The organism is Lysinibacillus sp. ZYM-1 (genome assembly GCF_001308875.1).
In the GTDB taxonomy this organism is placed as follows: Bacteria; Bacillota; Bacilli; order Bacillales_A; family Planococcaceae; genus Lysinibacillus.
In genome coordinates, this window is the sequence record NZ_KQ465108.1 from 68,343 (window position 1) to 93,105 (window position 24,763).

The 24,763-nt window shown below is 33.6% G+C and carries 23 protein-coding genes and 1 pseudogene; 19 read left to right on the forward strand and 5 right to left on the reverse strand.

Annotated features, from left to right (window positions below):
- From AO843_RS03200 to AO843_RS25525, 11 genes and pseudogenes are all read left to right on the forward strand, one after another.
- Positions 1 to 1,602: a DUF4179 domain-containing protein gene (locus AO843_RS03200; RefSeq protein WP_231630060.1), complete on the forward strand. Its 1,602-nt coding sequence runs from the start codon at positions 1 to 3 to the stop codon at positions 1,600 to 1,602.
- Between the two features lie 438 nt (positions 1,603 to 2,040).
- Positions 2,041 to 2,868: a helix-turn-helix transcriptional regulator gene (locus AO843_RS03205; RefSeq protein WP_054609719.1), complete on the forward strand. Its 828-nt coding sequence runs from the start codon at positions 2,041 to 2,043 to the stop codon at positions 2,866 to 2,868.
- Between the two features lie 83 nt (positions 2,869 to 2,951).
- Positions 2,952 to 3,917 (forward strand): ABC transporter substrate-binding protein, encoded by a 966-nt coding sequence (locus AO843_RS03210; RefSeq protein ID WP_054609720.1) that lies wholly within the window; start codon positions 2,952 to 2,954, stop codon positions 3,915 to 3,917.
- Positions 3,918 to 3,978: 61 nt separating this feature from the next.
- Positions 3,979 to 4,317 carry a cupin domain-containing protein gene (locus AO843_RS03215; protein ID WP_054609721.1) on the forward strand — a complete coding sequence of 113 codons (339 nt, stop codon included), beginning with the start codon at positions 3,979 to 3,981 and terminating at the stop codon, positions 4,315 to 4,317.
- A 414-nt stretch (positions 4,318 to 4,731) separates the two neighbouring features.
- A pseudogene (locus tag AO843_RS03220) lies at positions 4,732 to 5,091 on the forward strand (PPC domain-containing protein); the annotation flags it as partial.
- Positions 5,092 to 5,452: 361 nt separating this feature from the next.
- Positions 5,453 to 5,608 carry a hypothetical protein gene (locus AO843_RS24795; RefSeq protein ID WP_197278860.1) on the forward strand — a complete coding sequence of 52 codons (156 nt, stop codon included), beginning with the start codon at positions 5,453 to 5,455 and terminating at the stop codon, positions 5,606 to 5,608.
- Between the two features lie 182 nt (positions 5,609 to 5,790).
- Positions 5,791 to 6,642, forward strand: a complete 852-nt coding sequence (locus AO843_RS03225; RefSeq protein ID WP_054609723.1) for a hypothetical protein — start codon at positions 5,791 to 5,793, stop codon at positions 6,640 to 6,642.
- A 605-nt stretch (positions 6,643 to 7,247) separates the two neighbouring features.
- Positions 7,248 to 7,748: a sigma-70 family RNA polymerase sigma factor gene (locus tag AO843_RS03230; RefSeq protein WP_054609724.1), complete on the forward strand. Its 501-nt coding sequence runs from the start codon at positions 7,248 to 7,250 to the stop codon at positions 7,746 to 7,748.
- Entirely contained in the window at positions 7,745 to 9,004 is a 1,260-nt protein-coding gene (locus AO843_RS03235) for a DUF4179 domain-containing protein (protein ID WP_054609725.1), read from the forward strand. Before AO843_RS03230 ends, AO843_RS03235 begins: the two co-directional genes overlap by 4 nt.
- A 489-nt stretch (positions 9,005 to 9,493) precedes the next feature.
- Positions 9,494 to 10,399, forward strand: a complete 906-nt coding sequence (locus AO843_RS03240) for an NAD(P)/FAD-dependent oxidoreductase (RefSeq protein ID WP_054609870.1) — start codon at positions 9,494 to 9,496, stop codon at positions 10,397 to 10,399.
- A 67-nt stretch (positions 10,400 to 10,466) separates the two neighbouring features.
- On the forward strand, positions 10,467 to 10,547 hold the full coding sequence (locus AO843_RS25525; RefSeq protein WP_082389376.1) for an S-layer homology domain-containing protein: 81 nt from the start codon (positions 10,467 to 10,469) through the stop codon (positions 10,545 to 10,547).
- 268 nt (positions 10,548 to 10,815) lie between these two features.
- Here AO843_RS25525 and AO843_RS03245 read toward each other — a convergent pair whose 3' ends face one another.
- Both AO843_RS03245 and AO843_RS03250 read right to left on the reverse strand, forming a co-directional pair.
- Entirely contained in the window at positions 10,816 to 11,052 is a 237-nt protein-coding gene (locus AO843_RS03245) for a DUF362 domain-containing protein (protein WP_054609726.1), read from the reverse strand.
- A complete protein-coding gene (locus AO843_RS03250) occupies positions 11,052 to 11,573 on the reverse strand; it encodes a YwhD family protein (RefSeq protein WP_054609727.1) in 522 nt (173 codons plus the stop codon). Before AO843_RS03250 ends, AO843_RS03245 begins: the two co-directional genes overlap by 1 nt.
- A gap of 533 nt (positions 11,574 to 12,106) precedes the next feature.
- Here AO843_RS03250 and AO843_RS24800 point away from each other — a divergent pair.
- From AO843_RS24800 to AO843_RS03275, 6 genes are all read left to right on the forward strand, one after another.
- Positions 12,107 to 12,268: a hypothetical protein gene (locus tag AO843_RS24800; RefSeq protein WP_197278861.1), complete on the forward strand. Its 162-nt coding sequence runs from the start codon at positions 12,107 to 12,109 to the stop codon at positions 12,266 to 12,268.
- A 152-nt stretch (positions 12,269 to 12,420) separates the two neighbouring features.
- Complete coding sequence (locus AO843_RS03255; RefSeq protein ID WP_054609728.1) at positions 12,421 to 13,476, forward strand: Cfr family 23S rRNA (adenine(2503)-C(8))-methyltransferase; 1,056 nt, start codon at positions 12,421 to 12,423, stop codon at positions 13,474 to 13,476.
- Positions 13,477 to 13,695: 219 nt separating this feature from the next.
- Entirely contained in the window at positions 13,696 to 14,607 is a 912-nt protein-coding gene (locus AO843_RS03260) for a helix-turn-helix transcriptional regulator (RefSeq protein ID WP_054609729.1), read from the forward strand.
- 74 nt (positions 14,608 to 14,681) lie between these two features.
- Positions 14,682 to 15,179 (forward strand): DinB family protein, encoded by a 498-nt coding sequence (locus AO843_RS03265; protein WP_054609730.1) that lies wholly within the window; start codon positions 14,682 to 14,684, stop codon positions 15,177 to 15,179.
- 266 nt (positions 15,180 to 15,445) lie between these two features.
- Complete coding sequence (locus tag AO843_RS03270) at positions 15,446 to 16,024, forward strand: type 1 glutamine amidotransferase family protein (RefSeq protein ID WP_054609731.1); 579 nt, start codon at positions 15,446 to 15,448, stop codon at positions 16,022 to 16,024.
- A gap of 327 nt (positions 16,025 to 16,351) precedes the next feature.
- Positions 16,352 to 17,341 carry an aldo/keto reductase family protein gene (locus AO843_RS03275; RefSeq protein WP_054609732.1) on the forward strand — a complete coding sequence of 330 codons (990 nt, stop codon included), beginning with the start codon at positions 16,352 to 16,354 and terminating at the stop codon, positions 17,339 to 17,341.
- Positions 17,342 to 17,428: 87 nt separating this feature from the next.
- On the opposite strand, the gene AO843_RS03280 is transcribed toward AO843_RS03275, so the two are convergent.
- On the reverse strand, positions 17,429 to 18,325 hold the full coding sequence (locus AO843_RS03280) for a LysR substrate-binding domain-containing protein (RefSeq protein WP_054609871.1): 897 nt from the start codon (positions 18,323 to 18,325) through the stop codon (positions 17,429 to 17,431).
- 576 nt (positions 18,326 to 18,901) lie between these two features.
- Between AO843_RS03280 and AO843_RS03285 the strand changes: the two genes are divergently transcribed.
- Complete coding sequence (locus AO843_RS03285) at positions 18,902 to 21,382, forward strand: S-layer homology domain-containing protein (protein WP_054609733.1); 2,481 nt, start codon at positions 18,902 to 18,904, stop codon at positions 21,380 to 21,382.
- Between the two features lie 117 nt (positions 21,383 to 21,499).
- Here AO843_RS03285 and AO843_RS03290 read toward each other — a convergent pair whose 3' ends face one another.
- Complete coding sequence (locus AO843_RS03290; protein ID WP_054609734.1) at positions 21,500 to 22,627, reverse strand: acyltransferase; 1,128 nt, start codon at positions 22,625 to 22,627, stop codon at positions 21,500 to 21,502.
- A 339-nt stretch (positions 22,628 to 22,966) separates the two neighbouring features.
- Complete coding sequence (locus AO843_RS03295; RefSeq protein WP_054609735.1) at positions 22,967 to 23,959, reverse strand: NADPH:quinone oxidoreductase family protein; 993 nt, start codon at positions 23,957 to 23,959, stop codon at positions 22,967 to 22,969.
- Positions 23,960 to 24,085: 126 nt separating this feature from the next.
- On the opposite strand from AO843_RS03295, the gene AO843_RS03300 reads away from it, so the two are divergent.
- Positions 24,086 to 24,673, forward strand: a complete 588-nt coding sequence (locus AO843_RS03300; RefSeq protein ID WP_054609736.1) for a TetR/AcrR family transcriptional regulator — start codon at positions 24,086 to 24,088, stop codon at positions 24,671 to 24,673.
- Positions 24,674 to 24,763: the final 90 nt, after the last annotated feature.

Here is a 24,763-nt window from a genome sequence, read left to right on the forward strand (position 1 = left end):
ATGGACGATTTCATAAAAGAACAAGTGAAGTATGATCAAATAGATTATCCTAATGAGAATGAAATGTGGACTAAAATCTCCCGTAAGCAACAAAATCACAATTATAAACCTAAACATAGCTATAAACCTAAAGTCATACTAACTGCCATTTTATTTACCGTTGTTTTATCATCCACGCCTGTATTTGCTAAATATACAACAGAAATCTTGGACTGGATGCGAAATATGAATAGAACTGGTATTATTACTTCCTTAGAAAATGGATTTGGACAAGAAATTAATAAAACTGCAGCAAACGAAGCTGGAGTATTAACTATCCATAATGTAATTTCAGATCAAAATGGTACTACTATTAACTTTAGCTTAGATATAGATCGCGATTATCCAATAGATTATGCAGGCTTCGAGCAGGCATTACTCAAAATAGGTGAAGGAAAAGAAATACAGATGGAAGCAAGTGCAGAATATAATCTTGAATCAGATAAATTAGTAGGGGTCCTACATACAGATGAGGAAATCCCACATAACAGCAATGTTACACTTCAACTTGGTGGTGTAAAGGAGATACAGCTGAAAAGTATAGCGTTAAAAGATTTTGCTCAATCAAACACATATCCTGCAAAGATTAACATTCAACAAGATGGAATATCACAAATAGATTTCATTTCAAAGGATTATCAAAACGGACAATATACATTGGATTATCTTATCGAACTGGAAGAACCCAATAACATAGAACACGCCTATTTATCCTATATCATAGAAAATGAATCCATTGCTTATTCTGGCGTTACTAGTAAACGTCCACAACCAAATGTCATTAAAAAAAGTGATTCTCTAGATATACCAAAAGAAGCAGTAGAAAAATTGGGTGTATTTTTAAATTATAATGATACGGTAAGTTATAAACCAGAAACATGGAACCTAGATTTTCAATATAATCATGATCTTGCTAAACAATCTACCTTTGTTTTGGACGTGGACAAAAAAGTTGAGCTAGGCTCTCGGCAACTTCAATTTAAAGAGCTTGTGATTACACCGAGTAGGGTGAAGCTTTATTTTGATGAAAAAAATATAAAGACCAATTCTAAATGGTCTTATGTCTATAATTATCGTCAGATTAAATTACAAATTGGTGAACAAGAATTATTCGGAAATTATTGGAATGATTTTCTTTCCTTTGAAACACAGGAGCTGATAAAGGATATTACCAATAAAGAAATTGCTCTTACTTTAAAAGATGCGAGCGTCTCTTATGAAGCTGAAAAGCAAGATAAAGTAGAACTTAAAAATATTTCTGATGTACCAAAAACAATACAAACTGAATTAAATGGGTATCCAATTGATATTACGTATTATGCTAATGGTAGTGATTTAATTGTTGAATCAGAAAGTAAGAACAAACAATTTGGTGGTATCACACAAAGTGTTATTTATCAGAATGGCGAAAGAATCTTTGCTGAAGATCGTTCTAATGATGGATTGTTAAATATAAACAAACAAGTAGAAACATTTAAAAATATAAAAAATAAAGAGATAACATTAAACTTCTTCCTTTATACTGTCAATGAAGATCGAACAGAAACGATTATTTTACAGTAAATTTAATGTAGTGGTTACAATTAAAGGACTTGGAAGAGTACCTATTTTTTAACACACGAATATCCACATGCGTCCCAACTTAAGAGTCAATTTAGTATAGAAGAAGCGTGTTTTGATTAATTCAAAATACGCTTTTCTATTTTCCTTTTTATCAAACTTTATTCCAAGACACACAGATTAAACTATCAGCTAGTCTGGTGGTTTTATTTTTTATTGACAATGATAATCATTATCGATAATGTGAAAGGCGAGATCATCAAGATTACGCAGAAGTGGATCAATACCAATGGGGAATTGAGTAGAGAGAAGACGGACCTTTAAAAATTTCTCGATGCAAATGTCTCCTAGCTGAAATATAGTTTGTGATCAAAAGCACAGGATGTATAACTATAAACTAAGGGGTTACTAGTAAATTATTATGGAAATGAGGTATGCAATTTGAAAATTGATGTTAATCAGCTAGCAGAGCATTTAGCACACACACCTTTTCAAGTTGAAGGCGTATATCGATATACTAGAAATTCAGGTGTGCCTTATGCTGACTATACAGATTCGTTTCCCGGTTTTGTTTTTCCACTGACGGGAAAGATACAATTTCAATTCAATGGCACACCTTATATCTTTTCGCCAGGAAAAGTTGTGCATGGGGGTGCAAAAATGAAACTAGATCAAAAAAATTATGATAATACAAATTGGGAGTATATTCTTGTGTTATATCGGATATGTAACACAGAACTAGAAGAGACAAGCCTTTCTCATCAACATTTTGAATTATCGACAGGACAATCTCCTCGTCTTATCGAATTAATTATGCGACTTTGGCATGTGTATAATCAGCGTGGAGGGATTCCAATGTTTCAGACCGAAATGCTATTTCGTGATGTACTCAATGAAGCCTTATTATGTGTTGTTAATAGACAACATAGTTGTGAATCACACACATTATTCGAACGGGTATCTACTTATATTCATGAATACTATTACCAAAGCCTTTCAATCGCCTCGCTTGCCGAGCAAAATAACGTAAATAGAAATCGACTTTCTTATGTGTTTAGAAAATATGCAGGGATGGGACCAGCGGAATATTTATTAAACTATCGTATAAACATAGCGCAAGAAATGCTCTTTACAAGTGATGCATCTGTACAACAAATTGCGCAAACTGTTGGAATTGATGACCCTTTTTATTTTAGTAGAGTGTTCAAGAAACAATTGGGTATTTCACCTACTGAATATCGAGAGAAGTTCATCAATAATCCATGCTAATTTCAACAAACATCCATTCAAATCCAAAAATTACTTTACTATACTAATGGTAGACCAAAGATAATATGTTGGAGGAATTACAGATGCAAAAGTTTAAAGGCCTGTTATTCTCAATACTAGTAGTGGCAGGCATACTAGGAGGTTGTAATGCAACACCTGTTGAAAAGGAAGCATTAACTACAGTAGGAACACCGACATCAGTAGTTCCTGATTGGCCAAGAACAATTAAGGATGCCTTAGGTAAAGAAATTGTGATTGAGAAAAAGCCAGAAAAGTTGGCCTCTTTATGGTATTTTTTTCCTGAAATATTAGTTGCATTAGGTGAGCCGCCTGCTGCTACTACTGAAAAAGAGTATCTTTCTTCTTTATCTTATTTAAAAGGAAAGCTTGATTCAACCGAAGAATTGGGAGATAAAGTGTCCCCTAGTATTGAAAAAATTCTATCGATTGGTCCTGATTATATTTTAGCAACAGAACACCATGAAAAATTGTATGATTCACTAGAAAAAGTTGCCCCAGTCATTACATTAAAATTCAAGGACATCTATGAAAATTGGCAATACGGAATCCGTACAGTAGCTGAGATCATTGGGAAAGAGGACGAAGCGGAAAAAGTCATTGATAAAATGATGAAAGACATCACAACTGGACGTGAAGCATTAAAGTCAATGCAGGGAGAGTCAGTAGCACTTATATTATCTTGGGATGGAAAAACGTTTAATGTTTTAGGTAAAGATAATCCTGTTTATACACTTGCATTTGATAAAGAAAAGGGACTGGATCTTACACCGGATAATTCATTCAATGGTAACAATAATCAATTTACTGCATTTGAAGGAATTTCTACCGTTCAAGCAGACCATATTTTCCTTATAGGTGACATTACAAAAGAGGAAACATTAATGAGTGAATTAAATCAAAGCAATGTCTGGAATAATATGAATGCCGTAAAGAAAGGTAATATTCATTTGATGGATACGTCTGCTATTACTGGTGGTCCATTAGCTATCGAATACGCTTTGCAAAATATAACAAATGCCCTGCAATAGTAATAAAAAATAGAGAAGAATTCCTATCGAATAAAAATGACAAAAATAAGGAGAGATGAATATGGATTATCAAGTTATTAATCTAAATGAGCAACTATCTAAAATAAGTGAACTTTGGACTCCGAAAGTCGTTGGTGAAATAAACGATTTTCAGTTCAAATTGGTTAAGATGGCTGGGGACTTTATATGGCATGACCATCAAGGCGCCGATAAGGTATTTATTGTGCTTGAAGGAGAGATGTTCATCGCTTTTCGCGATGGTCAGGTAAAAATTTCAAAAGGTGAGATGTTTATTGTTCCAGGAGGGGCTGAGCAAAAGCCATTCACTGAAACAGAATGCCATATTATGTTGGTGGAACCTAAAGGAGCAGTAAACACTGGCAATATTGAATCCAAATAAACAGCAGCCAGAAGTCATTTTCTTTAAGTCCCATTGTTACCTTCTTCACCAAGTGTTTTAATTGGAAAAGCTTTTTCAAAATGCTATAAAAGTTCACTTTAAGAATCCGAATTTCGGGTTCTTTTTTTGTTAAAGAAAAGTTTAGTTTATCCATACACACATTACTAGAACAAAGAGTTTACCAGTTTTTCTGGTTTAATTGTGTCTTAGCGTTCAAATTATACAAGGAAATATTCCTAAATTTAACATTTTGATCAAATTGGGATGACATGGGTGCTTTATCATGAGTCTGATATGCAAAATTATGCATCATATGGACAAGAAGATGGAAATACTATAAAAGGTAAATTTAATGCAGAACCAGGAAAGTACTATTTATATATTTATAAATTTGATAATGAAAATGGGACAAATACAGTAAATGTACGGAATGGAGCACAAACAGAGATAGAGCCAAACAATCACCCAGAGGAAGCGACTATGATTCCATTAAATACGCCTCTGAAAGGTAGCTTGATTGATGATGATAATACGGATGTATACCAATTCGATGTTACGTCTCCAAAAGAAATAGATATTTCGGTTGTAAATGAAAATCAAATTGGAATGACATGGGTGCTTCATCATGAGTCTGATATGCAAAATTACGCCTCATATGGCCAAGAAGATGGAAATGTTATAAAAGGTAAATTTAATGCGGAACAAGGAAAGTATTATTTATATATTTATAAATTTAATAATGAAAACGGAACATATACAGTTAATGTACATTAATAGTCTAGCGAGTAGCATTGAAAATGAAAAGTTAGTTCGGGATTATTTAGATGGAATAGCTATAAAACAAAAGTGATGATAAGGTTAGTGCTGAATTAAAAATAAAAGATCCTTGCGATGAATAGTATCCCCTTTAAGTAGACGATGAAAAAATACTATAATTTTAGTCAACTACATGTCCTATTTGGAGGGGATTTTTCTATGAGTAGAAAAAATAAAGACTATTCAACAGAATTAGAAATAGTGGTAGTTGACGGTTATTTGATATGGACACCTTTTAAGAAGCATGTTACTTGGATATGTTATGATCAAATTTGTGAGGAAATGTACTAACGGTTAACAGAAAAAAGGGGGGCAAAAGATGGATAATCAATATTTTGTAGGTTGGGGTACATTGGCATTGATAAATGCTGGTATTGCACAAGGGAAGAATAGAACAGGGCTAAATTGGTTTTTCCTTTCTCTTTTGTTAGGACCATTGGCAACACTAATTTTGTTATTTGTTGAAAAACGATAATAATACTACCTCCTTATTGAACTAACAGAGTTTTAATAAAAACGTAGTCGATGATAGCTCTGCTTATTTTTTACTTCCATAGTGTCATACCTAAAGTGTTGTGGATTGGATTTTTCTTCTTTCTAAACAAACAACATGTGTGATATATTTCTAAGGATTAACTTTTAGGAAGGAAGTAAGTGATGAAAAATCAATTGATACGGTTAATCGCCATTGTTCTACTTGGTATGTGTGTCTATATTGATATGTACCAAAATGGTGAATTAGGGTTAATGCAAATTTTTGCTTATGTTGGCTTATTAGGTTTTACTTTTGTAATTGGTATTCCAATAATCTTTATTAAAAACAAGATTAGTTTATCAAAAAAAATTGGTTTGCTTTTTATTAGCATGGTCATAGCAGCAGTAATTCCCTTTTTGGGATTTGGAAATTTAAAAATTATCCTTGAAGATCATTTAATTAATAAAGAGATTGAAAAAGTTGACAATCAATATAATGTAGAATTGCAAAAGGATAGCGTGTTTTTAGCATTTGATAACCATCTTTTAGTTGGAAATAAAGATGATTTACTGGGGAACATGGACAAAACTCTATTAGTTTATGATTCTTTAGGGAAAGAAACTAAGAGAATAAAAATAACAGAATTAGCAAAAGCAGCCGTACCTTATCTGCCCCTTAACGATAAAGAAAAGGAAACAACCTATTTTGATGATATGAAGACGCAAGGGATTACATATGATCTTTTGAAAAAAATAAATGGCAATGACATACAACTTTTTTTTAGATACGTGACAACGGAAGTTCCGGAGGATTATAAATATGAACCAGATATGCCAAGCGATGCAAGGGACGTAAAATTCCATTATGATATCACTTATTCACCGGTTTTAGATGAAAAGGGAGAATTTATTTTTAATTCTGATACATTCCATTTATTTAAAAACAACCAATCAATTCGAGTTAGTTACAAAGCTGTGGGAATTGAAGCCATTGTTGCACCAAGCTCTGCAGTGTTAGTAAATGAAATCAATTAAAGTTGCATTTTATTTGGTCATTTATTGCTAACAAAGAGGTTAATTGATTAGATAATAAAGAACAGGACAAGCTTATTAAACTAATGAGTGCGTTAATTAAAGATCATTGAGTTGCATAGGCAGCTCTTTTTTTCTTTATTGAACTAACTGTAGGTTAAAGAATAAGTCCTCAAAGGAACACCCTATCTATTCACCTATAATTCACCCAAAAGCTACTAATTATAAGCTTGATTCGTTTCATAGTTATTACAACACTAGTTATGCCCCCATTATTATTATTAGGACAACCACCTGTTTGATCCTTACCGAAACAGCGAAATTGAACAAGTTAGATTTTGATCAATACATAGAACATCTCCTCACGTGAGGGACAGTATAAACAAGTACATGCCCTGGACAATATTCAATCTGCATGTGGAAAATAAATAGCTGTATTTCTGATAAGTAAATTAAAGATATACAGCTTATCGTACGTATTCAAAAGTTCATATTTTTTATGTCGAGATGATCATTAAATAAAGCGTATGAGTGATTCATAAATAATTTTAAAATTTTTGAACGAAATGAAAAATCGCTCCGTCTAATGGAGGAAGGAGGCGAAAAGGATGGAATTTGAAATCGTGCAGCGTGCTATAGGTGGAGATCATGAAGCGATACTTTCCCTTATTGAATTGGATGAGGATATTTTATATCGCATGGCCTTTACATATATGAAAAATGAGCAAGATGCTATGGACGTGATGCAGGATCTTGTTTACAAGGCACTGAAAAAAATGCATACCGTTCAACAGCACGAATATGCCAGAACATGGCTTGTGCGCGTCTTAATCAATTGTTGTAAAGATCATTTAAGAAAACGTCCACCTACTGTTCCGATTGAGGAACACCACTTATCTGAGTGGGTCATCTATTCAGATATGGAGAGATTATTGGAACATTTATCTTTGTCGGAGCAGCAACTCGTCTATATGAAATATTTCCAGCAATTAAAGAATAAAGAAATTGCTGAGCTAAATCAAATTCCTGAGGGTACTGTAAAGTCTAAGCTTCATCACATATTAAAGAAGCTTAGAAACTTTGCTAGAGAAAAGGAGGACTGGTTATGAATAAACCATTGATTGACGTTCCAAAGGAGAAACTTCAACAAGTTCGAATGGACATGTTTCGGAAAGTTCAACGAGAAAAAAGAACAAAGAAGCGCATTGTTTCGGTTACATTCATCTCCATGCTTTGCTTTTGCCTTATCTTTTCAATTCGCGTTTCTCCAACGATTGCTAGCCAAGTTGCAAAAATACCTGGCTTTCAAGCAATTGTATCTGCGGTTGTAAGAGATAAAGGGATAAAAGATGTTGTGGACAATGACTACTATGAAGAAATCAATACGACGCAGTCTAAAAACGGCCTATCGCTTACATTGCAAGGCGTAATTGCAGATAATACGGGATTAGTACTTTACTATGACGCCGACGCCTCATTTGATATGTCGGAAGTACACTTGGAGGAAGTTCAATTGTTCCAAGGAGACGAAGAAATTAAAGGCGGAGGTTCATTTACAAGTCATCAATCATATCAAACGAGCATCTCTTCTTCAGTTGACTATAGTTTTTCAGAGCCTTTCCCTTATACTTCAAAAGATTTTAAAGTGGTTTTTCGTTTTTATGAAAAAGATAAGGGGAACATTGCAATTACTATACCGTTTTCACTACAAAACGAAATCGCAAAAGAAAAAATTATTACTGCGGATCGTACTGTAGACGTCGGTGGTCAGAAATTTACGATTACAAAAATTCGCCGTTCTCCACTAAGAACGGCAATCGATATCGAATTAGATGAAGCGAATACGATGCAAATTTTAGCGCTTGAAGATATTGCGGTCGAGTTGGAAAATGGGGAGCGAAGAGAAGGCATTAAATATGGCTTGTCATTAGGCGGTGGTATTCGCGATGGCAAATTCACGCTTAATTTACAAAGTAATTATTTCCATGATTCAGATTCACTCAAAATATTAATTGGAGCTGTTCAAGCCGTTCCAAAGGGCGAGGATTTTATCGAAGTTGATTTTGGCACAAAGGAAGTACTCACGAAGCCCGATTATTTGGATTGGGATATTTCTGTAACGGAGCAAAGTGTATCATTTGCTGCAAAGAAATGGGATGATAGAAGGGCACATTCGTTTCTAAATAGTGCTGTAAAAGAAGATGGTACGACGCTAAAATACAAAGGTAGCTCGTTCTCAGATGATTATCAGTACCTATTTGAAACGGAGAACTTTGAAAAATATGATGGCAAAGCAAAAATGTATATAAACTATTACGCCAATCCTATTGGGAAAAAAATTGAACTGAATATTCCTTTGCAATAAAGTAAAGATGTTCAAAAAGGTTCTCCTTTTTGAACATCTGTTTTTTATATTTTCATTGAGGGGTTCTAATGAAAGAAATTAAAGAAGCAAACATTGAAACGAAAAATTTGACGAAAGAAAAAATAATAGATATTATAGATATATTAAGTCCTTAATATAGTGATAACATGAAGTTAACTAAAGCAGCAAATATTTATCTAATTACTAATAAAGTTCGTAAAGTGTCAATCTCAGGTACAAACGAAGGTTATAATTAAAACCAGACTGGGAGGAAATTTCTTTACTGGGTGTTATACAAGCCATCTTAGGTTTGATAACTATTTTTGATTATTGTTTAAACAGCTGAGGAAAAACCTTTGGATGAATTAAATCAAACATTTACTGTTGACTTGGTTAATGAGATGTAAAAGACATCATCACTATCGTCTTTTACTCTAATTATAGATATTGAAGGTCTGTAATATATATTATAAGGTGGAGGAAAATATGATGAATAAATATGATTGTATTATTATTGGTGGGGGTCCTGCTGGATTAAGTGCCGCCTTAACATTAGGAAGAGCGCGCAGAAAGATTGCAATATTTGAAAATGGAACAAATCGAAATCGTGTAACTCAGGAGTCACATGGTTTTTTAACAAGAGATGGCATAAAGCCACAAGCGTTTAAGAATATTGCTATGAAAGAATTAGAATCCTATCCCTCTATTTCAATATTGGATCAGACAGTTATCGAGATAAATGAAGATGATAGCAGTGACTTTTTTCTAGTAAATACTTCGAATAATGAATCCTATTTATCTGAAAAAATACTGTTAGCTACTGGTATACAAGAGGAATTTAACCTACCACAAATCAGACAATATTATGGTAAAAGTATGTTCAGCTGTCCATATTGCGATGGTTGGGAGCTGAGGGACAAGCCATTAGCTATAATAGCAGAAAACGAAGCAAGCATTAGTCATATGACCAAATTGGTTTATAATTGGTCACAGGATTTAATTGTTTTTACAAATGGTCTTCAACTTTCCGATAATGTACGAAATGATTTTGAAAGAAAAAAAATTAAAGTTTATACAGCTGTTATAAAAAATTTACATGGAGATGATGGTAACTTATTTAGTATTGAATTAGAAACAGGTGAAAACATTTTAAGAAGTGGTGGGTTTGTAGTTCCGAGTTTCTATCGCCCAAATAAATTTGCTAAACAGTTAAATTGTCAAGTTGGTGAAAATGGAGCAATTATTACAGATGGTGCTGGACGAACAACTGCGGATGGAATATATATTGCAGGTGAAACTGAAAAGGGTGGTCCATCTTCTTTGATGATTGCTGCAGCGGAAGGTTTTAAGGCTGCTTCAAGCATAAACATGGATATAACAGTGGAAAGATTTTAAGTTGTTAGCTGATGAGTTAAAGATGAAACTCATCAGCTATTTTTACTTAGTCATCTAGGCAAGTGCAATGGGAATAATGGTTGGCTCAGGCAATGGACAATTTAGACCTGAAGAGAAACTAACACGTGCACAGGCAGTAAAGGACTAAATACAAACTGGGGAATCAGAACAACTATTTAAGGATACTCCAAGAGAGCATTGGGGATTCTTTGAAATTCATGCAACTACAACAAAATGAAATGATCATGAACTTTAAGCAAATGATAATTATCGGAAATTATTATAAAGTAAAAAACGGATTTGGAAAAAATGCAATTTCCAAATCCGTTTCTTTTTTATTTATAATAATTGTATAGTTTTCATTTTGTTAACACTTTTCAAAATCAAAAATGCACTCCTTTTTGACATTTACTTTCTTAGTTTCGAAAATGATTAAGTGCTAGTTGGGTTGCCGAATTATATTCAGGTGGTAATTCATCCTCAAAAAAAATAGCCTCTACGGGACATACTAATTCACAAGCGCCACAATCAATACAAATTTCAGGATTGATTACATATTGGGTATCTGTCATAACAATGCAATTCACGGGACAGACATCCAAACAGACAGCTGCTTTTTCATCCCTACATAATTCTGTAATTACAAAAGCCATTATAAATCCTCCCGTATAGATAGTTGTCTTTTTAAATCTTCAGGTGAGTGTTTCCAGTACTCTTCATTAAATCCAGATAAAAACTGGTAAAGTAGTTTTTTTGAATTACTATCCAGATGATCCAAGAGAAATTTCCCTTTAAGTGCTTTATCTAAATAATTTACTTGTTCTGGCAACGATTTATAGCCAAGTTTAATCCGGCGTTCTTCTTTTGATACCCGTACTTCACTTGCAGTACATCCCGCATAATAAGGTCCATTTTGTGCAGTCTGAAGAGCTACCCAAACAATCCAATAACGATAATAATCGTCACTAGCATGAGATAAATTAGGAGAAAAACGAACTTTTTTTTCAATTTTACTTCGCCCATGTAAGGCTTCTAAGTCTATAAACACATGTTCATTTTCACAATCTATAATAATAGGCGTTACATTATTTAAATCAAGAGTACCTATCCCGTAACCCCCATCTCCATCTGTTGAATCGTTACTTAAAATTATAAAATGCTTCTTTTCTTTCATAGAAATTCTCACCCGCAAACGATTGTATTTTAAGGTTACTATAGTGTACTTAATTTTAAATACATCAGTAATTTTCAGTTAAAATCAGTGAATGGTCGAAAAAATATACATGTCTTACCATAGCTAGAGTGACATAAAAAAACAACATTGTACTTTTATATGTACAAGATGCTACATGCAACAGTTATTTTTTTATTGCCAATATAACAAGCGCATTACGTATAGCTCTACAAATTAATATAAATTGAACGTTTTAGTAGTAATTTTTAAACTATACGTAATGGTTGTCTAGGATATCTCCTAATACTTTTATAAATTAAAAAGTATAAATGAAATATACTACTTATTTGCATTTCTTGTCTTCAGACTTACGTCTGAATTGTTATGAAATGGTAACTTACCTAGATATAGTGATTCTTTGTTATTAAAATTCACTTAAAATTAAAATTTTGCGATAATATTAGAATTAAACTTTACATATACTCAATTTTATGTTAAATTACTCCATATTAATTTGAAGGGAGGTGCAAGCAATGTTAACTGTTTTTAGAATTCTGTTCGGCAAAAATGTAAAACTTGGAAATGATTTAGCAGACAAAGGGAGTAGTCTGTCCTTTTTTATGCTATACAACTACACAAAAACAGTTATCGGAGCTTTGCCTCTATGCCAATTAAATGATAAGGTAATGACCTAAAGGCCTTATTGATTTGAGCGTATTTTTATTTTTAAGTTAGGCACCGATAATTCTATTGGTGCTTTTTTGTGTTTATTTTTTATTTTAGGGATAGACAACTCCTTTCTATACACTCCTATAAAACTAGAGAGCATTAAGGAAGGATGAGAAAGATGCAATTAAATCAAAGCAATAAGTATATAAGAATAAAGGATTTCTTAATGGAACATAATTACCCTAATTTTAGAATGAAACAAATATTGCATGCCATTTTTAAAGAAAGAATAGATAAGTTCAATGAAATGAATGTACTTCCTAAATCGTTAAGAGAGAAGTTAGTTAAAGAATTTGGAGAGTCTATTTTAGATGTTGTTCCTTTAATGGAACAACATTCTGAGCAGGTTACAAAAGTCTTATTTGGCATTGCAGGAGATGAAAAAATAGAGACGGTAAATATGAAATATAAAGCTGGTTGGGAGTCATTTTGTATATCCTCGCAATGTGGTTGTAATTTTGGTTGTGAATTTTGCGCAACAGGAGATATAGGTTTAAAACGCAACTTAACGTCAGATGAAATTACTGACCAAATATTGTACTTTCACTTAAAAGGACATTCAATTGATAGTATTTCTTTTATGGGGATGGGAGAAGCATTAGCGAATGTACAAGTTTTTGATGCATTAAATGTCCTTATAAATCCGGAGTTGTTTGCGTTAAGTCCACGCAGATTGTCCATTTCGACTATAGGCATTATTCCGAGCATTAAAAAATTGACTCAAAACTATCCGCAGGTCAATTTGACGTTTTCATTACATTCTCCATTTAATGAACAGCGAAGTAAGTTAATGCCCATTAATGAACGCTACCCATTACTGGATGTAATGGAGACTTTAGATGAACATATACGTGTGACTTCAAGAAAAGTTTATATTGCTTATATTATGTTGCCAGGGGTTAATGATTCAATTTACCATGCAAAAGAAGTAATCAGCCTTTTAAGAGGTAGATATAAGAGAGGAAACTTGTTTCATGTAAATATCATTAGATATAACCCAACTATTAGTTCACCTACGAGGTTTCAAGAAGTAAATGAACATCATGTAGTAAGCTTCTATAAAGAATTAAAGTCAGCAGGCATTAATGTTACAATTAGAAGCCAATTTGGCATAGATATAGATGCTGCTTGCGGGCAATTATATGGAAATTATCAAAAAAATAACATCCAATAAATGTAGGTGAAAGTCATGTATAGAACGTGGGAAGTACCGTAATAGCTTATTACGATATAATAAATTTATTTAGAAGATAAAAGGGATAGGTAAGATGGCACCTGTGTTTAGTGAAAATAGAAATTGCTAAAGTGGAAGATTATATTGTCTTCAAAAGTTTTAGTAGAGATAATGTAGTCATTACGGACTTTTTGAATTATTAAGGAAAGGAATTTAAAATTGAAATTAGAACGATTGATATCCATCATATTCAAGCTCCTAAATAATGAAGTATTATCAGCTTCTAGTTTAGCTAACGAATTTCAAGTATCATCACGGACAATTTATAGAGATATTGATGCAATTTGTGCAGCCGGAATTCCTGTCGTTTCTTATCAAGGTACTAACGGAGGTTTCGGTATCATAGAAGGATACAAATTTGATAAAAGCTTAATGGGTCCCTACGACATATTGAATCTAATTACAGTGTTAGATAGTTTATCGAGTGTTTTTGAAGATAAGGATGTTGAACATACGTTAGAAAGATTAAAAATGCTTGATACAAGTGGTAGAAGTACTCTATTAGTTGATTTGGAATGCCATAGAATTGAACCGAACTCTTTAATGGATCTACGACTAGCTATACGTGAAAATAGGGTAATTCGTTTTAATTATGTGAGTAATAAAAATGAATTTACATACCGGGAAATAGAACCTATTCACCTTCATTATAAGTTTCGTAACTGGTATTTATATGGATATTGCAGAGAACGTCATAGTTATAGAGAATTTAAAGTAACACGTATGATGCGTTTAACGCTGTCACAAGAAAAGTACGTACAAACTCATGAAATGAAAGGTGATTCATCCTATTCAGACTATAATCAAGAGGGGGGTGAGGAAGTAGTAATTTGGGTGAAACCTAATTCCTTAGCAGAGGCGTTAGATCATTTTCAGAATTGCTCAAAAGTCATTAATAATGATGGAAGCATGACAATTACACTTTCTGTTTATCAACCTCTAAATGCTGGGTGGCTTAAAAAGATTCTCTTAAGCCTCGGTAGTGGTGCTAAAATTATAAAACCTATGCAACTACAATCAATTTTAATAGATGAAGCAAAAAAATTAATAAAAATTTATAAAGATGTATGACAAGCTGTTGTCATATATCTTTTTTTATAATCAAAAAGTAATCTCTTAAAACCAAGTTAAGGAGTAGATGATAAATGAATCATGCAAAAAATATGTTTAAGTACCATGTTTGGGCGAATAAGGTATTGCTAGAAAGAATGAAAGAATTACCAAGTAATGTCCTATATGAAGAGGTTAATAGTTCATATCCAACTATTGCTCAAACATTTAGTCACGTGTATGTGGTAGATGTTATGTGGTTACAAGTACTAAAGGGGATAGATATGCAAGAAGCATTGGATGCTTCTATTAGCTTATTAGAAAGCTCTAATTTATTTTCTATTGATGAATTTGAACAGTCTTTTGAATTACTAACATTACAGTATAAAGAATGGATGACCAGCCAAAAAGATTTAGAACATAAAATTAATTTGAATAATCCTTGGACAGGAGCTAGAAATACTGCTTATTCAGAAATTTTATTACATGTTGCTAATCACGGTACTTATCACAGAGGTAACATAACTACAATGTTAAGACAACAGGGGTACGCATCCACAATGAATGACTACTCTTTATATTGGTATTTATAGTTGTTCAATAGACTGAACTAAGATTTTTGTTCGGCATATAGCTTTGAATTTTCATCATTGCCGTTTATATCGATGTATCTTTTCAATTTTAGTATTTACCTAAAGTGCCACCACAACAGATTCTATAATCTGCTACTAGATGTAATGGCAATTATCAACTCATCATATGATTAAATCAGCAGAAACCTGTAGGATTATAAACAGCTTATACGGTAAAGTTAGTTGTATTTAGCCATATCTATCATTATGAATAAGGAGGAATACAATTGAAAAAGGTCTTAGTTTTTATTATTGATGGTTTTGCCGATTGGGAGGCAAGTTATGTAACAGCAGAGTTAAATAAACCCAGGACAGGATTCCAAGTTCAGACAATTGCAATTGACAATAATCCCAAGACTTCGATGGGGGGATTGACTGTTTTTCCAGACTATAGCCTACTAGACTTTCCCTTTCACTTAGAAGTCGCCATGTTAATAATACCTGGTGGAACCGGATGGAAAGAAGAGAAAAATCAACAGGCAAAGAAGCTTGTGGATTTTTGTTTTGCACGGGACATCCCAGTTGCGGCAATCTGTGATGCCACTACTTTTTTAGGAAATCACGGATTTCTTGATCAACACAAACATACAGGTAATTCATTAGCTTATTTAAAAGAAGCGGCACCTAATTATAAAGGGGATGAAAACTATATAGACCAACAATCCGTAAGTGATGGCGGTCTTATAACAGCTAATGGAAGTGGAGCATTAGAATTTTCGAGAGATATTTTATGTAAATTGGCTGTTTTAGAAAATAATGAACTAAAGGAATGGTATGATTTATTTAAAAAAGGATTTATAGTTTGATGGCGATCTGGTGACTAGTAATGAATATTATTTGATGTCTGTATATATCTAGGGTCAAGGGTTATGTGGCTGATGTCAGCTCGTATATCGCTTAAGAGAATTTGAGAAGTCCATTTCATATGTAATTCCTCAATTACTTAAAAATAAAATAAGATTAGAATAACCTCCTACAGCTAAGTATTAGTAAGAGGTTATTTTTTTATGTTAATTCTCTAGTTATACCTTTAGTCTTATATATATTTTATATTAATTCATAGCTAATAATATATTATCCGTAATAATACTCGGCTTTTATAATGAAGATATCATATAAAAGGAGGATCTAGAATGGAGTTTAGTAAACTTGGCAATAGTGGATTAACAATAAGTAAGATTGCCTATGGAAACTGGATAAATCATGGTGGGAAAGTAAATGAGGATACTGCAAATGCATGTGTTAAAGCAGCACTAGAAGTTGGTATCACAACATTTGATACAGCTGATGTTTATTCAGACACGAAAGCGGAAGAAATACTTGGTCGCTCATTACAAGGCATTCGACGGGAGGGCATTGAATTATGTACAAAAGTGTGCCATCCAACCGGTAATGGAAAAAACGATAGAGGTTTATCCCGAAAACATATTCTAGAAAATTGCCATGCTTCTTTACGTCGGTTACAGACAGACTATATTGATGTCTATTATGCACACAGGTTTGATCCAACTACTCCTCTTGAAGAAACGATGTTAGCGTTCGCAGATCTTGTAAGACAAGGTAAAGTGCTTTATATCGGTGTCAGTGAGTGGACTGCTGAACAAATCACTAGAGCTGCAGCACTTTCGCGGGAATTGCATATTCCGCTCATCGCAAGCCAACCACAGTATTCCATGCTATGGAGAGTTATCGAAGCTGATGTGATACCAACCTGTCAACGTGAAGGACTTGGACAAGTAGTATGGTCGCCACTTGCACAAGGTGTTCTAACTGGAAAATATCTACCACAAAAGCCAGTGCCAACTCAATCAAGGGCCAATTCTCCGGCAGGAAAGCCATTTTTTGATAAGCTGGCACAACGTTGGATGAATGATGATGTACTCACTGCTATACAAAAACTAAAACCTATTGCACAGGAGATTGATCTTACCCTTGCTCAACTTTCAGTCGCTTGGGTACTACAAAATCAACATGTTTCGTCAGCTATTATCGGTGCCTCAAGTCCGGAACAGATAAGAGAGAATGCAATAGCTTCTAGTGTTAAACTAGAACCTGCAATTATGAATCAGATTGATGAAGTATTAGAAAATCTCATTGAGTACGATTCCAGTAAAACAGGTTAAGTTTTATACATGGCTTAACAAGAAATATGTTCAACAGCTATGCTTTTGTAATATCTTAAAGCTCATCCTAATTCGGATGGGCTTTTATTATTGGTGATCCAGTTGAGAAATGGCATACACCTCTCTAACAACTTTTAAGAAATGGTTAACCACTGCAGATTTTTCATCTTGTCTCCATCCAACATATAGATTTATTTTTGGTGTCGTCTCTTTGATTTTTTTATAGATAACTCCAGGCCGTATATAGCTTTCCACTGACGATGGAACGACAGAAACGCCCATCCCAGTTGCAACTAGATTTACAATCGTTTGCATTTGAATAGCCTCTTGAACAACATTTAAACTTACACCATGTTCCCAAAAGTAGCCATTAATTAAATCATAAAAATTTGGACCTAAATGGCGGGGGAATAATATAAATGGTTCATCCATTATCAATTGAAGTGGAATTTCGGGCAATGAAACCAAAGGATGATCTTGAGGTAAAACCAATCTTAAAGATTCTTCAAAACAAATTTCTGAAGCTAGTGTCTCGTTGTTCTGTTCGGAACGAATAAACCCAATATGAATGTGTTTCTCATAGAGGGCCTCTAATTGCTGCTCTGTTGTCATTTCACGTAATGTAAGATGCACTTTAGGAAAGCGTGACCTAAATTTATTAAGGGCTTCTATAACGATTTCTGTTGAATCGACAAAACCGATGATTAAATTTCCCTTTCTCCCTTCAGCAGCAAGTTGTGTTTCTTTTATAGTTTTTTCTAATTGCAACAGGGTTTGTCTAGATCCTTTTAAAAATATCTTACCTGCATCTGTTAGTTCAACCATTCTTTTTGTTCGATGAAAAAGTTTAACACCCAATTCCTCTTCTAATTTACGAATCTCTTGGCTAAGGGGAGGTTGTGCCATCCTAAGACGTTCTGCAGCACGACTAAAATTCAATTCTTCTGCCACCATTATGAAATAGCGCATTTTTCTAATATCTATTTTCATCCACCCCTTCTATAAAAAACTGTATATTATATCAAACTTATTTAGGTGCTTAATCTTTCAATTTAGTATTAGTTAATTTTAACAATTAATAATTTTTTAGCATAGAATTTAAACTATTGTTGTCTTACATTTTATGTAGTTTTATATCTTTTTAAATAAAACTGTTATATCAAGAAAGTAATTAAACGAGATAAAGTGATAAAGAAGAGTTTCATAACAATCTTTCTATACAAATGATTTTTCTCTGTATTTTGTCTGCATCTTTTATAACATTTAGCATTTAAAGGTAATTATAAATGAAAAAAATACCTACATATCCAATTAAGTATTAAAATTACCTTATTTTTAGCGTTTATTTATTGGTAATGTAGTTATATTATTGTCTTGTAAAGAAAATTTAAGATTGATTGGTATTATTCATCATGAAAATCTTAGAATACATCTTTACCCATAACTACTTGTAATTATTATTTGTGAGAACTTATTATACATATCTTTACAATTTAATAGAGCGGTAATATTGTTCTCACAGAATAATATAATTTATTTAAATTCTGGAGGAATATACTAATGACTAAACATAACAAAGGTCGTAAATTTTTCGTAACTGCTGCCACAGCAGCACTTGTAGCATCAGCAATCGTACCAGTAGCATCTGCTGCTGAATTTAAAGATGCAGATAGCATTTCATCTTGGGCAAAAGAAGCGGTACAATTTTTAACTGACAAAGGCTTCATCCAAGGAGACGAAAAAGGAAACTTCAACCCAGCTGGTACACTTACTCGTGCTGAAGCTGCTGAAATTTTATCAAAAGCATTAGAATTAAAAGCTACTGGAACAGAAGATTTTACAGATGTAAATGAAAATAACTGGTTCTATAATGCAGTGCTTGCAACTTCACCAGAATTGTTTGACGGTATGGGCAATGGTAAATTTGAACCTAAAGCTCAATTAACAAGAGAACAAGCTGCTAAAGTTATCGTACAAGGTTACCAATTAACAGGTAAAGCAGACCTTAGCCAATTCGCAGATGCATCAAAAGCTTCTAAATGGGCTGTATCTTACTTAGAAACAGCTGTTGAAAACGGTGTAATCAATGGTAAAGGGGCATTATTAGCGCCACAAGATAAAATTAGCCGCGAAGAATTCGCTACTATGGTAAAACGTACAATTGATGCAACAACTAAAGAGGTAACACCAGCTGTAGACTCTGTAAAAGGACTTAACGCAAAAGAATTAGAAGTGAAGTTCAATACAGCTGTTGATGCTAAAGATGCTGCTGTGACAGCGAAATATGCTATTGAAGGTGTAGCTATTACGAATGCAAAAGTATCTGAAGACGGAATGACTGTTACTTTAACAACTGATAAAGAGATTAAATTAACAAATGGCAAAGTGACTGTAAAGCCAATCAAAACAAAAGCAGATGCTAAAGTTTTAACAGAAGAGTTTAACAAATTGATCACATTTGCAGACACTACTCCTGTTAGCGTAAATTCTGTTGAAGCAAAAGGTACTACAGCAGTTATCACTTTCGATGAGCTTGTACAAAGTGAAGGAACTGTAAGCTTAAATGGTACCGAGCTTGCTAAGGATCGCTACACTTTATCTGGTAAAACATTAACAATCAAAGGTTTAACTGCTGAACAAACTTACAAAGTAGACATCGTTGGCGCAACTGACTTCGCTAATAATATCGCAAATCCGATTGCTGTTAACTTCACAGTTCTTAAAGCAGACGTGGATAATTCAAAACCAACTGTTTCAACAGCAGTGAACGGTACAGAAATCACTTTCGATTTCTCAGAAGAATTAAAGAAACAAGATTTTGTTGTTGATAAAGATAATACAGTTAAAGGGTATGCAAAAGTAACTGTTGGATCAACTGTTTTCTATTTAACAGATGCTGATATTAAAGATACAGAGGATAAAACTGTATTCACAATTGATGCAAAAACTGCATTAGGTACTGCTACATTCATCAATACAAATGTTAAAGTAGAAGGACAAAAAGATTTAGCTGGTAATGCTGGAGATGCATTTGAGTTCAATGCTATTCTTTCTAAAGATTTAACGCCTGCTACATTAGTATCTGCTTCTTCTAAAATGTTAGTAGCTGATGATGTAAATGCTACTACAGATGTAGATGCTTTATACCTTACTTTTAGTGAACCAGTAAAAGTAGATGGTAAATTAACAGTTAAAACTCAAAATGGTATTGCTTACACTACTGGAAAAGAAACAGCAGTAAAAGCTGATGCTGGTTTCGATGTAGATGGTAACGGTAAAATCGAGGGTGCAGAGAAAAACACTGTAAAAGTGGACATTGATTTAGATAGCAATTCAACATACACATTTGAATTATCTGCTAAAGCAGTTTCAGATTTAGCTAGCAACGTGACTGCAGATACAATTACATTCAATGTTACAACAGGAGTATTCGAAGCTACACCTGAAACTAACACAGATTCATTAGTATTTGGCACTACACCAGTAGTTGTAACAGATAATAATGTATTCACTGTTGAATATGCTGCAGATGTGACTGCAACAGCAACAAATCCTGCTAACTACACAATTGGTGGAAAAGAGCTACCTGCTGGCACTCAACTTCAATTTGTAGATGGTACTAAAAAAGTACGATTCACTTTACCAGAAGGTTCTATCACTGCTAATGGTAATTATGTACTTGAAGCTAAAAATGTAGTAGATACAAAAGGTAATACACTTAAAGGTGGAAAAGTTACAACTCTAGTAGCACTTAAAGAAAATATTGTGCCTGTAGCATCTAAAGTAACGGTAGTAGATAGCAAAACATTTACTGTTGACTTCACTGAAAGTATTGCTGACCAAGCTGCACCAACTGGTTTAACAGTTAAAATTGCTGGTTCAACTGTAGAGGTTGCTTCAGCTGCTGTAGCTAACGGTAAATTAACTGTGACAACTAAAGCTGACTACGCTTTAACTGATAACATTGTAGTTGAATTCAAATCTACAAATCTAGTTGATGCTAACAACAACAAAGTAAAAGACGGTTCAGTTTCAAAATAATTAAACCGTTTATTTTAAAAAGCCCTGTGGAGATATTTCCACAGGGCTTTTTTGGTTAGTTATCGATAGTTTCTACTATATTATAGCGGCATGAAAAATGCGCTTATTGCGTAACGCCTATTTGTAAGGAAACTCTTTCGGAATTGGTCCGAATGCTATCCAATGATATTTAAAATATTTCCCCATTAAAAACACCACAAGCCATGTGATAAAGAGGGCAACTAAAAAACCTCCAACACTCCAAACATGAAATAACATACTATTACCGCTTATAGGTATTTGACGATAAATTAAAAGGAAAAAAGGATGTAATAGATAGATGCCAAAGGATAGTGTTCCTAGGTTAATCAAGCCATTCACAAATGCTTTGTTCCCCTTATCATAGATCCAGAAAGAAAGCTGTAATAAAACAATGCAGGCTGTTATAGATTGTAGCTGAAAGACTAGTTCGAATGTGATGCTGTTCGCTAAATAGGTTTGGGATGAAAAGACATAGTAATATAGATAAATATTATAAATAGTAGAAACTAGCCATAGAGCCCATACGAAATAAATAAATATAGGGAAATTTTCTTTTTTTAGATGAAGCCACAGTTTATATTTCTCAAAATAGATACCTAAAAATGCACCTGTTAAGAAATAAAAAATATAAGAAAATGAGATACTCCCTCTGTATGGGTACTGCCAAAATTCAGCATTCAATTGGATAAAAATCCATTGAAGTGCGAAGCCAATCCAAATCAGGTGAGGGGATAGAGCAGGTTTTTTCTTTAAAATATATAAGAACAATGGAAACATTAGATAAAACTGCACCATTATAAATATATAGTATAAATGAGTATATGCCTTTCCTATTAAGAGTTTTTCGAGAAATTCGAAACTAAAAAGGGCATGCCATGTTAATGAAAAATCATGTGTTACATAAAATTGCACAGCGGTATAATAAAAGACGGAAAAAATGAGATAGGGAATAAGTATTTGGGTAACTCTTTTTTTATAAAAACGAACGATAAGCTTTTTAGTGAAGTCCTTTTGTATATAATTGTAAAATAAAACAAATCCACTTAAAAAAATAAAAACAGGTACAGCAAATTTCGGGAATATATTAAAAAAGACATACAATGAATAGAGTTTTGATTCATTGGACAAAGCCGTAACAGGTGTACTAGTAGAATGAATGAGAAGCACAGCAAGTATAGCTAATGCTCTAGTGATATTTAATTCATCAATGTGTGCTCGTTTCATACGATCATCTCCAAAAAATAGTTAATAGTTTTAAGTTCCCAGAATTTAAAGCCTCTATACTTTAATGGTATGTTTGCCACCACTAATTTAGACAATCTTTAGGATACTTGGTCCAATTTTCTTGCTAGAAGAAGTAACCTACGGGACGTTCTATGGCTAACTATAAAGAGCTTTTATGTCAGGCAGATGTCAACAATAAAAAAAGCTACCACACCGATGCCTAGTAACTTGAAGTGTCATAGTATGATGAAAACTTTCATACGAAAAGCCTTCCTACATTAAAAATGTAAGAAGGCTTTTGTTCATGCATTATAAAAGAATATCCATTCCTATTCTCATTTATAACTTTACAAGAAATCTACCTATTGCTTGACCTTTCAATAAAATAGGCAGTACATCCTGAAGTTGTTGTAAAGTTACCTCTTGATGTATGAAGCTTTCAAGATTAGCTGGTTTAAAATCAGTGGCTAAACGATTCCATATCTTCAATCGAACGTCCATTGGACAATAAACAGAATCAATTCCCAGCAAATTTACGCCTCTTAAAATGAAGGGGAAAACGCTTGTAGGAAGCTGTGTTCCGGCTGTTAAACCGCTGCTAGCAACAGCTCCTCCGTATTGAATTTGACTTAATAAAGAAGCAAGAGGATCTCCTCCTACAGAATCGACAGCCGCAGCCCATTTTTGTTTGCCTAACGCTCTTATCTTCCCATCAAAGACCTCTTCACGAGCAACAATTGAAGTGGCCCCAAGGTTATTCAAATAGTCATGTTCAGATTCTTTCCCTGTACTTGCTTCTACTTGATAGCCTAATGTTGAGAGGATCGAGACAGCAAAACTACCTACACCACCGGTTGCTCCAGTAACAAGGATTTTACCTTTTTCAGGATTAATCCCATTATCCTCTAGCCTTTGGACTGATAACGCAGCCGTAAATCCAGCTGTTCCAATTACCATGGCCTCCTTGAGCGAAAGACCCGTTGGAAGTGGAACAATCCATTTAGACGGGATACGAGCATACTCACTGAAGCCTCCAAAGTGGGATACGCCTATCTCATAGCTAGTGGCAATTACCTCGTCACCCTCTTTAAATCGAGGATCTTCAGAGGATACAACGATCCCAGCTAAATCAATGCCAGGTACGAAAGGGTAAGAAGTAACGATTTTACCATCGGGTATAGTGGCTAGACTATCTTTATAATTAATGCCAGAGTAGCTTACTTTAATTAATACCTCACCATTTGGTAGATCATTTAAAGTAAGCTCGTTAACTTTCACTGTAAATTCATTCTCTTGATTGACTACCAACGCTTTAAAGCTTTCTAATGTCATCGTAAACATCCTCCTCCAATCTAATTCCATTAAACAGTAACAAAATTATTCTGACCGGTCAATATAAAATTGGCTATTACCCTCTGTTCCTGTATAATGGCTTTAATTAAGTCATTGGAGGCTTCTATGAAAAAAAAAGAGGAAGAACGGAAAAAACAAATTATGAAAGCAGCTTTTGATGCTGTTTCACAATTAGGCTATGATAATGTCACACTACAGGATATTGCGAATCATGCAGGTGTTTCAAAAGGGGTAGTTCACTATTACTTTACAAGCAAGCAAAACTTATTATTAGAATTGCTAGAATCCACAACAAACAAAATCTATAGTTATGAAATAAAAGAAATCGCTAAGTATGAGACGGCTCTTGAAAAACTTCAAGCCTATATTAATGCTGTTTTTGTATCACCTCAAGAAAATAAAAAATTTTACAGCGTGTATGTAGACTTTTTAGCCCAAGCAAATGGTAATGAGGCATATAAAAGCATCAACTTAAAATTTTATGAAAATTGCTGGGGAATTGGACAAGAAATAATTGAATTAGGACAACATGAGGGTGTTTTTAGTGAAGATATGGACGCCATTGCAAATGCAAAAATGATGAGGGCGATGATTGATGGTTCTTTGTTACAGTGGTTAACCTGCGATTTAGAAGAACAGCATAAATTTTATAAAGAAATATGTTTGAATAGTATTTTAAAATTATTAAAATAGTAGATCTACTTGTAAAGTCTTACTAACTATGTTGTAAGGCTTTTTTTTCTATCCCAAAAATGTAAAATAGGCTATTAAAAATGTTGCAAT

Excerpts from the sequence above, each read along its gene's own strand:
- AO843_RS03215 (WP_054609721.1), top strand. The coding sequence starts at position 3,979 with ATGGATTATCAAGTTATTAATCTAAATGAGCAACTATCTAAAATAAGT.
- AO843_RS03285 (WP_054609733.1), top strand. The coding sequence starts at position 18,902 with ATGACTAAACATAACAAAGGTCGTAAATTTTTCGTAACTGCTGCCACA.
- AO843_RS03290 (WP_054609734.1), bottom strand. The coding sequence starts at position 22,627 with ATGAAACGAGCACACATTGATGAATTAAATATCACTAGAGCATTAGCT.
- AO843_RS03245 (WP_054609726.1), bottom strand. The coding sequence starts at position 11,052 with ATGGCTTTTGTAATTACAGAATTATGTAGGGATGAAAAAGCAGCTGTC.
- AO843_RS03275 (WP_054609732.1), top strand. The coding sequence starts at position 16,352 with ATGGAGTTTAGTAAACTTGGCAATAGTGGATTAACAATAAGTAAGATT.
- AO843_RS03300 (WP_054609736.1), top strand. The coding sequence starts at position 24,086 with ATGAAAAAAAAAGAGGAAGAACGGAAAAAACAAATTATGAAAGCAGCT.
- AO843_RS03240 (WP_054609870.1), top strand. The coding sequence starts at position 9,494 with ATGAATAAATATGATTGTATTATTATTGGTGGGGGTCCTGCTGGATTA.
- AO843_RS03255 (WP_054609728.1), top strand. The coding sequence starts at position 12,421 with ATGCAATTAAATCAAAGCAATAAGTATATAAGAATAAAGGATTTCTTA.
- AO843_RS03230 (WP_054609724.1), top strand. The coding sequence starts at position 7,248 with ATGGAATTTGAAATCGTGCAGCGTGCTATAGGTGGAGATCATGAAGCG.
- AO843_RS03225 (WP_054609723.1), top strand. The coding sequence starts at position 5,791 with ATGAAAAATCAATTGATACGGTTAATCGCCATTGTTCTACTTGGTATG.
- AO843_RS25525 (WP_082389376.1), top strand. The coding sequence starts at position 10,467 with ATGGGAATAATGGTTGGCTCAGGCAATGGACAATTTAGACCTGAAGAG.
- AO843_RS24800 (WP_197278861.1), top strand. The coding sequence starts at position 12,107 with ATGTTAACTGTTTTTAGAATTCTGTTCGGCAAAAATGTAAAACTTGGA.
- AO843_RS03265 (WP_054609730.1), top strand. The coding sequence starts at position 14,682 with ATGAATCATGCAAAAAATATGTTTAAGTACCATGTTTGGGCGAATAAG.
- AO843_RS03295 (WP_054609735.1), bottom strand. The coding sequence starts at position 23,959 with ATGACATTAGAAAGCTTTAAAGCGTTGGTAGTCAATCAAGAGAATGAA.
- AO843_RS03250 (WP_054609727.1), bottom strand. The coding sequence starts at position 11,573 with ATGAAAGAAAAGAAGCATTTTATAATTTTAAGTAACGATTCAACAGAT.
- AO843_RS24795 (WP_197278860.1), top strand. The coding sequence starts at position 5,453 with ATGGATAATCAATATTTTGTAGGTTGGGGTACATTGGCATTGATAAAT.
- AO843_RS03210 (WP_054609720.1), top strand. The coding sequence starts at position 2,952 with ATGCAAAAGTTTAAAGGCCTGTTATTCTCAATACTAGTAGTGGCAGGC.
- AO843_RS03235 (WP_054609725.1), top strand. The coding sequence starts at position 7,745 with ATGAATAAACCATTGATTGACGTTCCAAAGGAGAAACTTCAACAAGTT.
- AO843_RS03200 (WP_231630060.1), top strand. The coding sequence starts at position 1 with ATGGACGATTTCATAAAAGAACAAGTGAAGTATGATCAAATAGATTAT.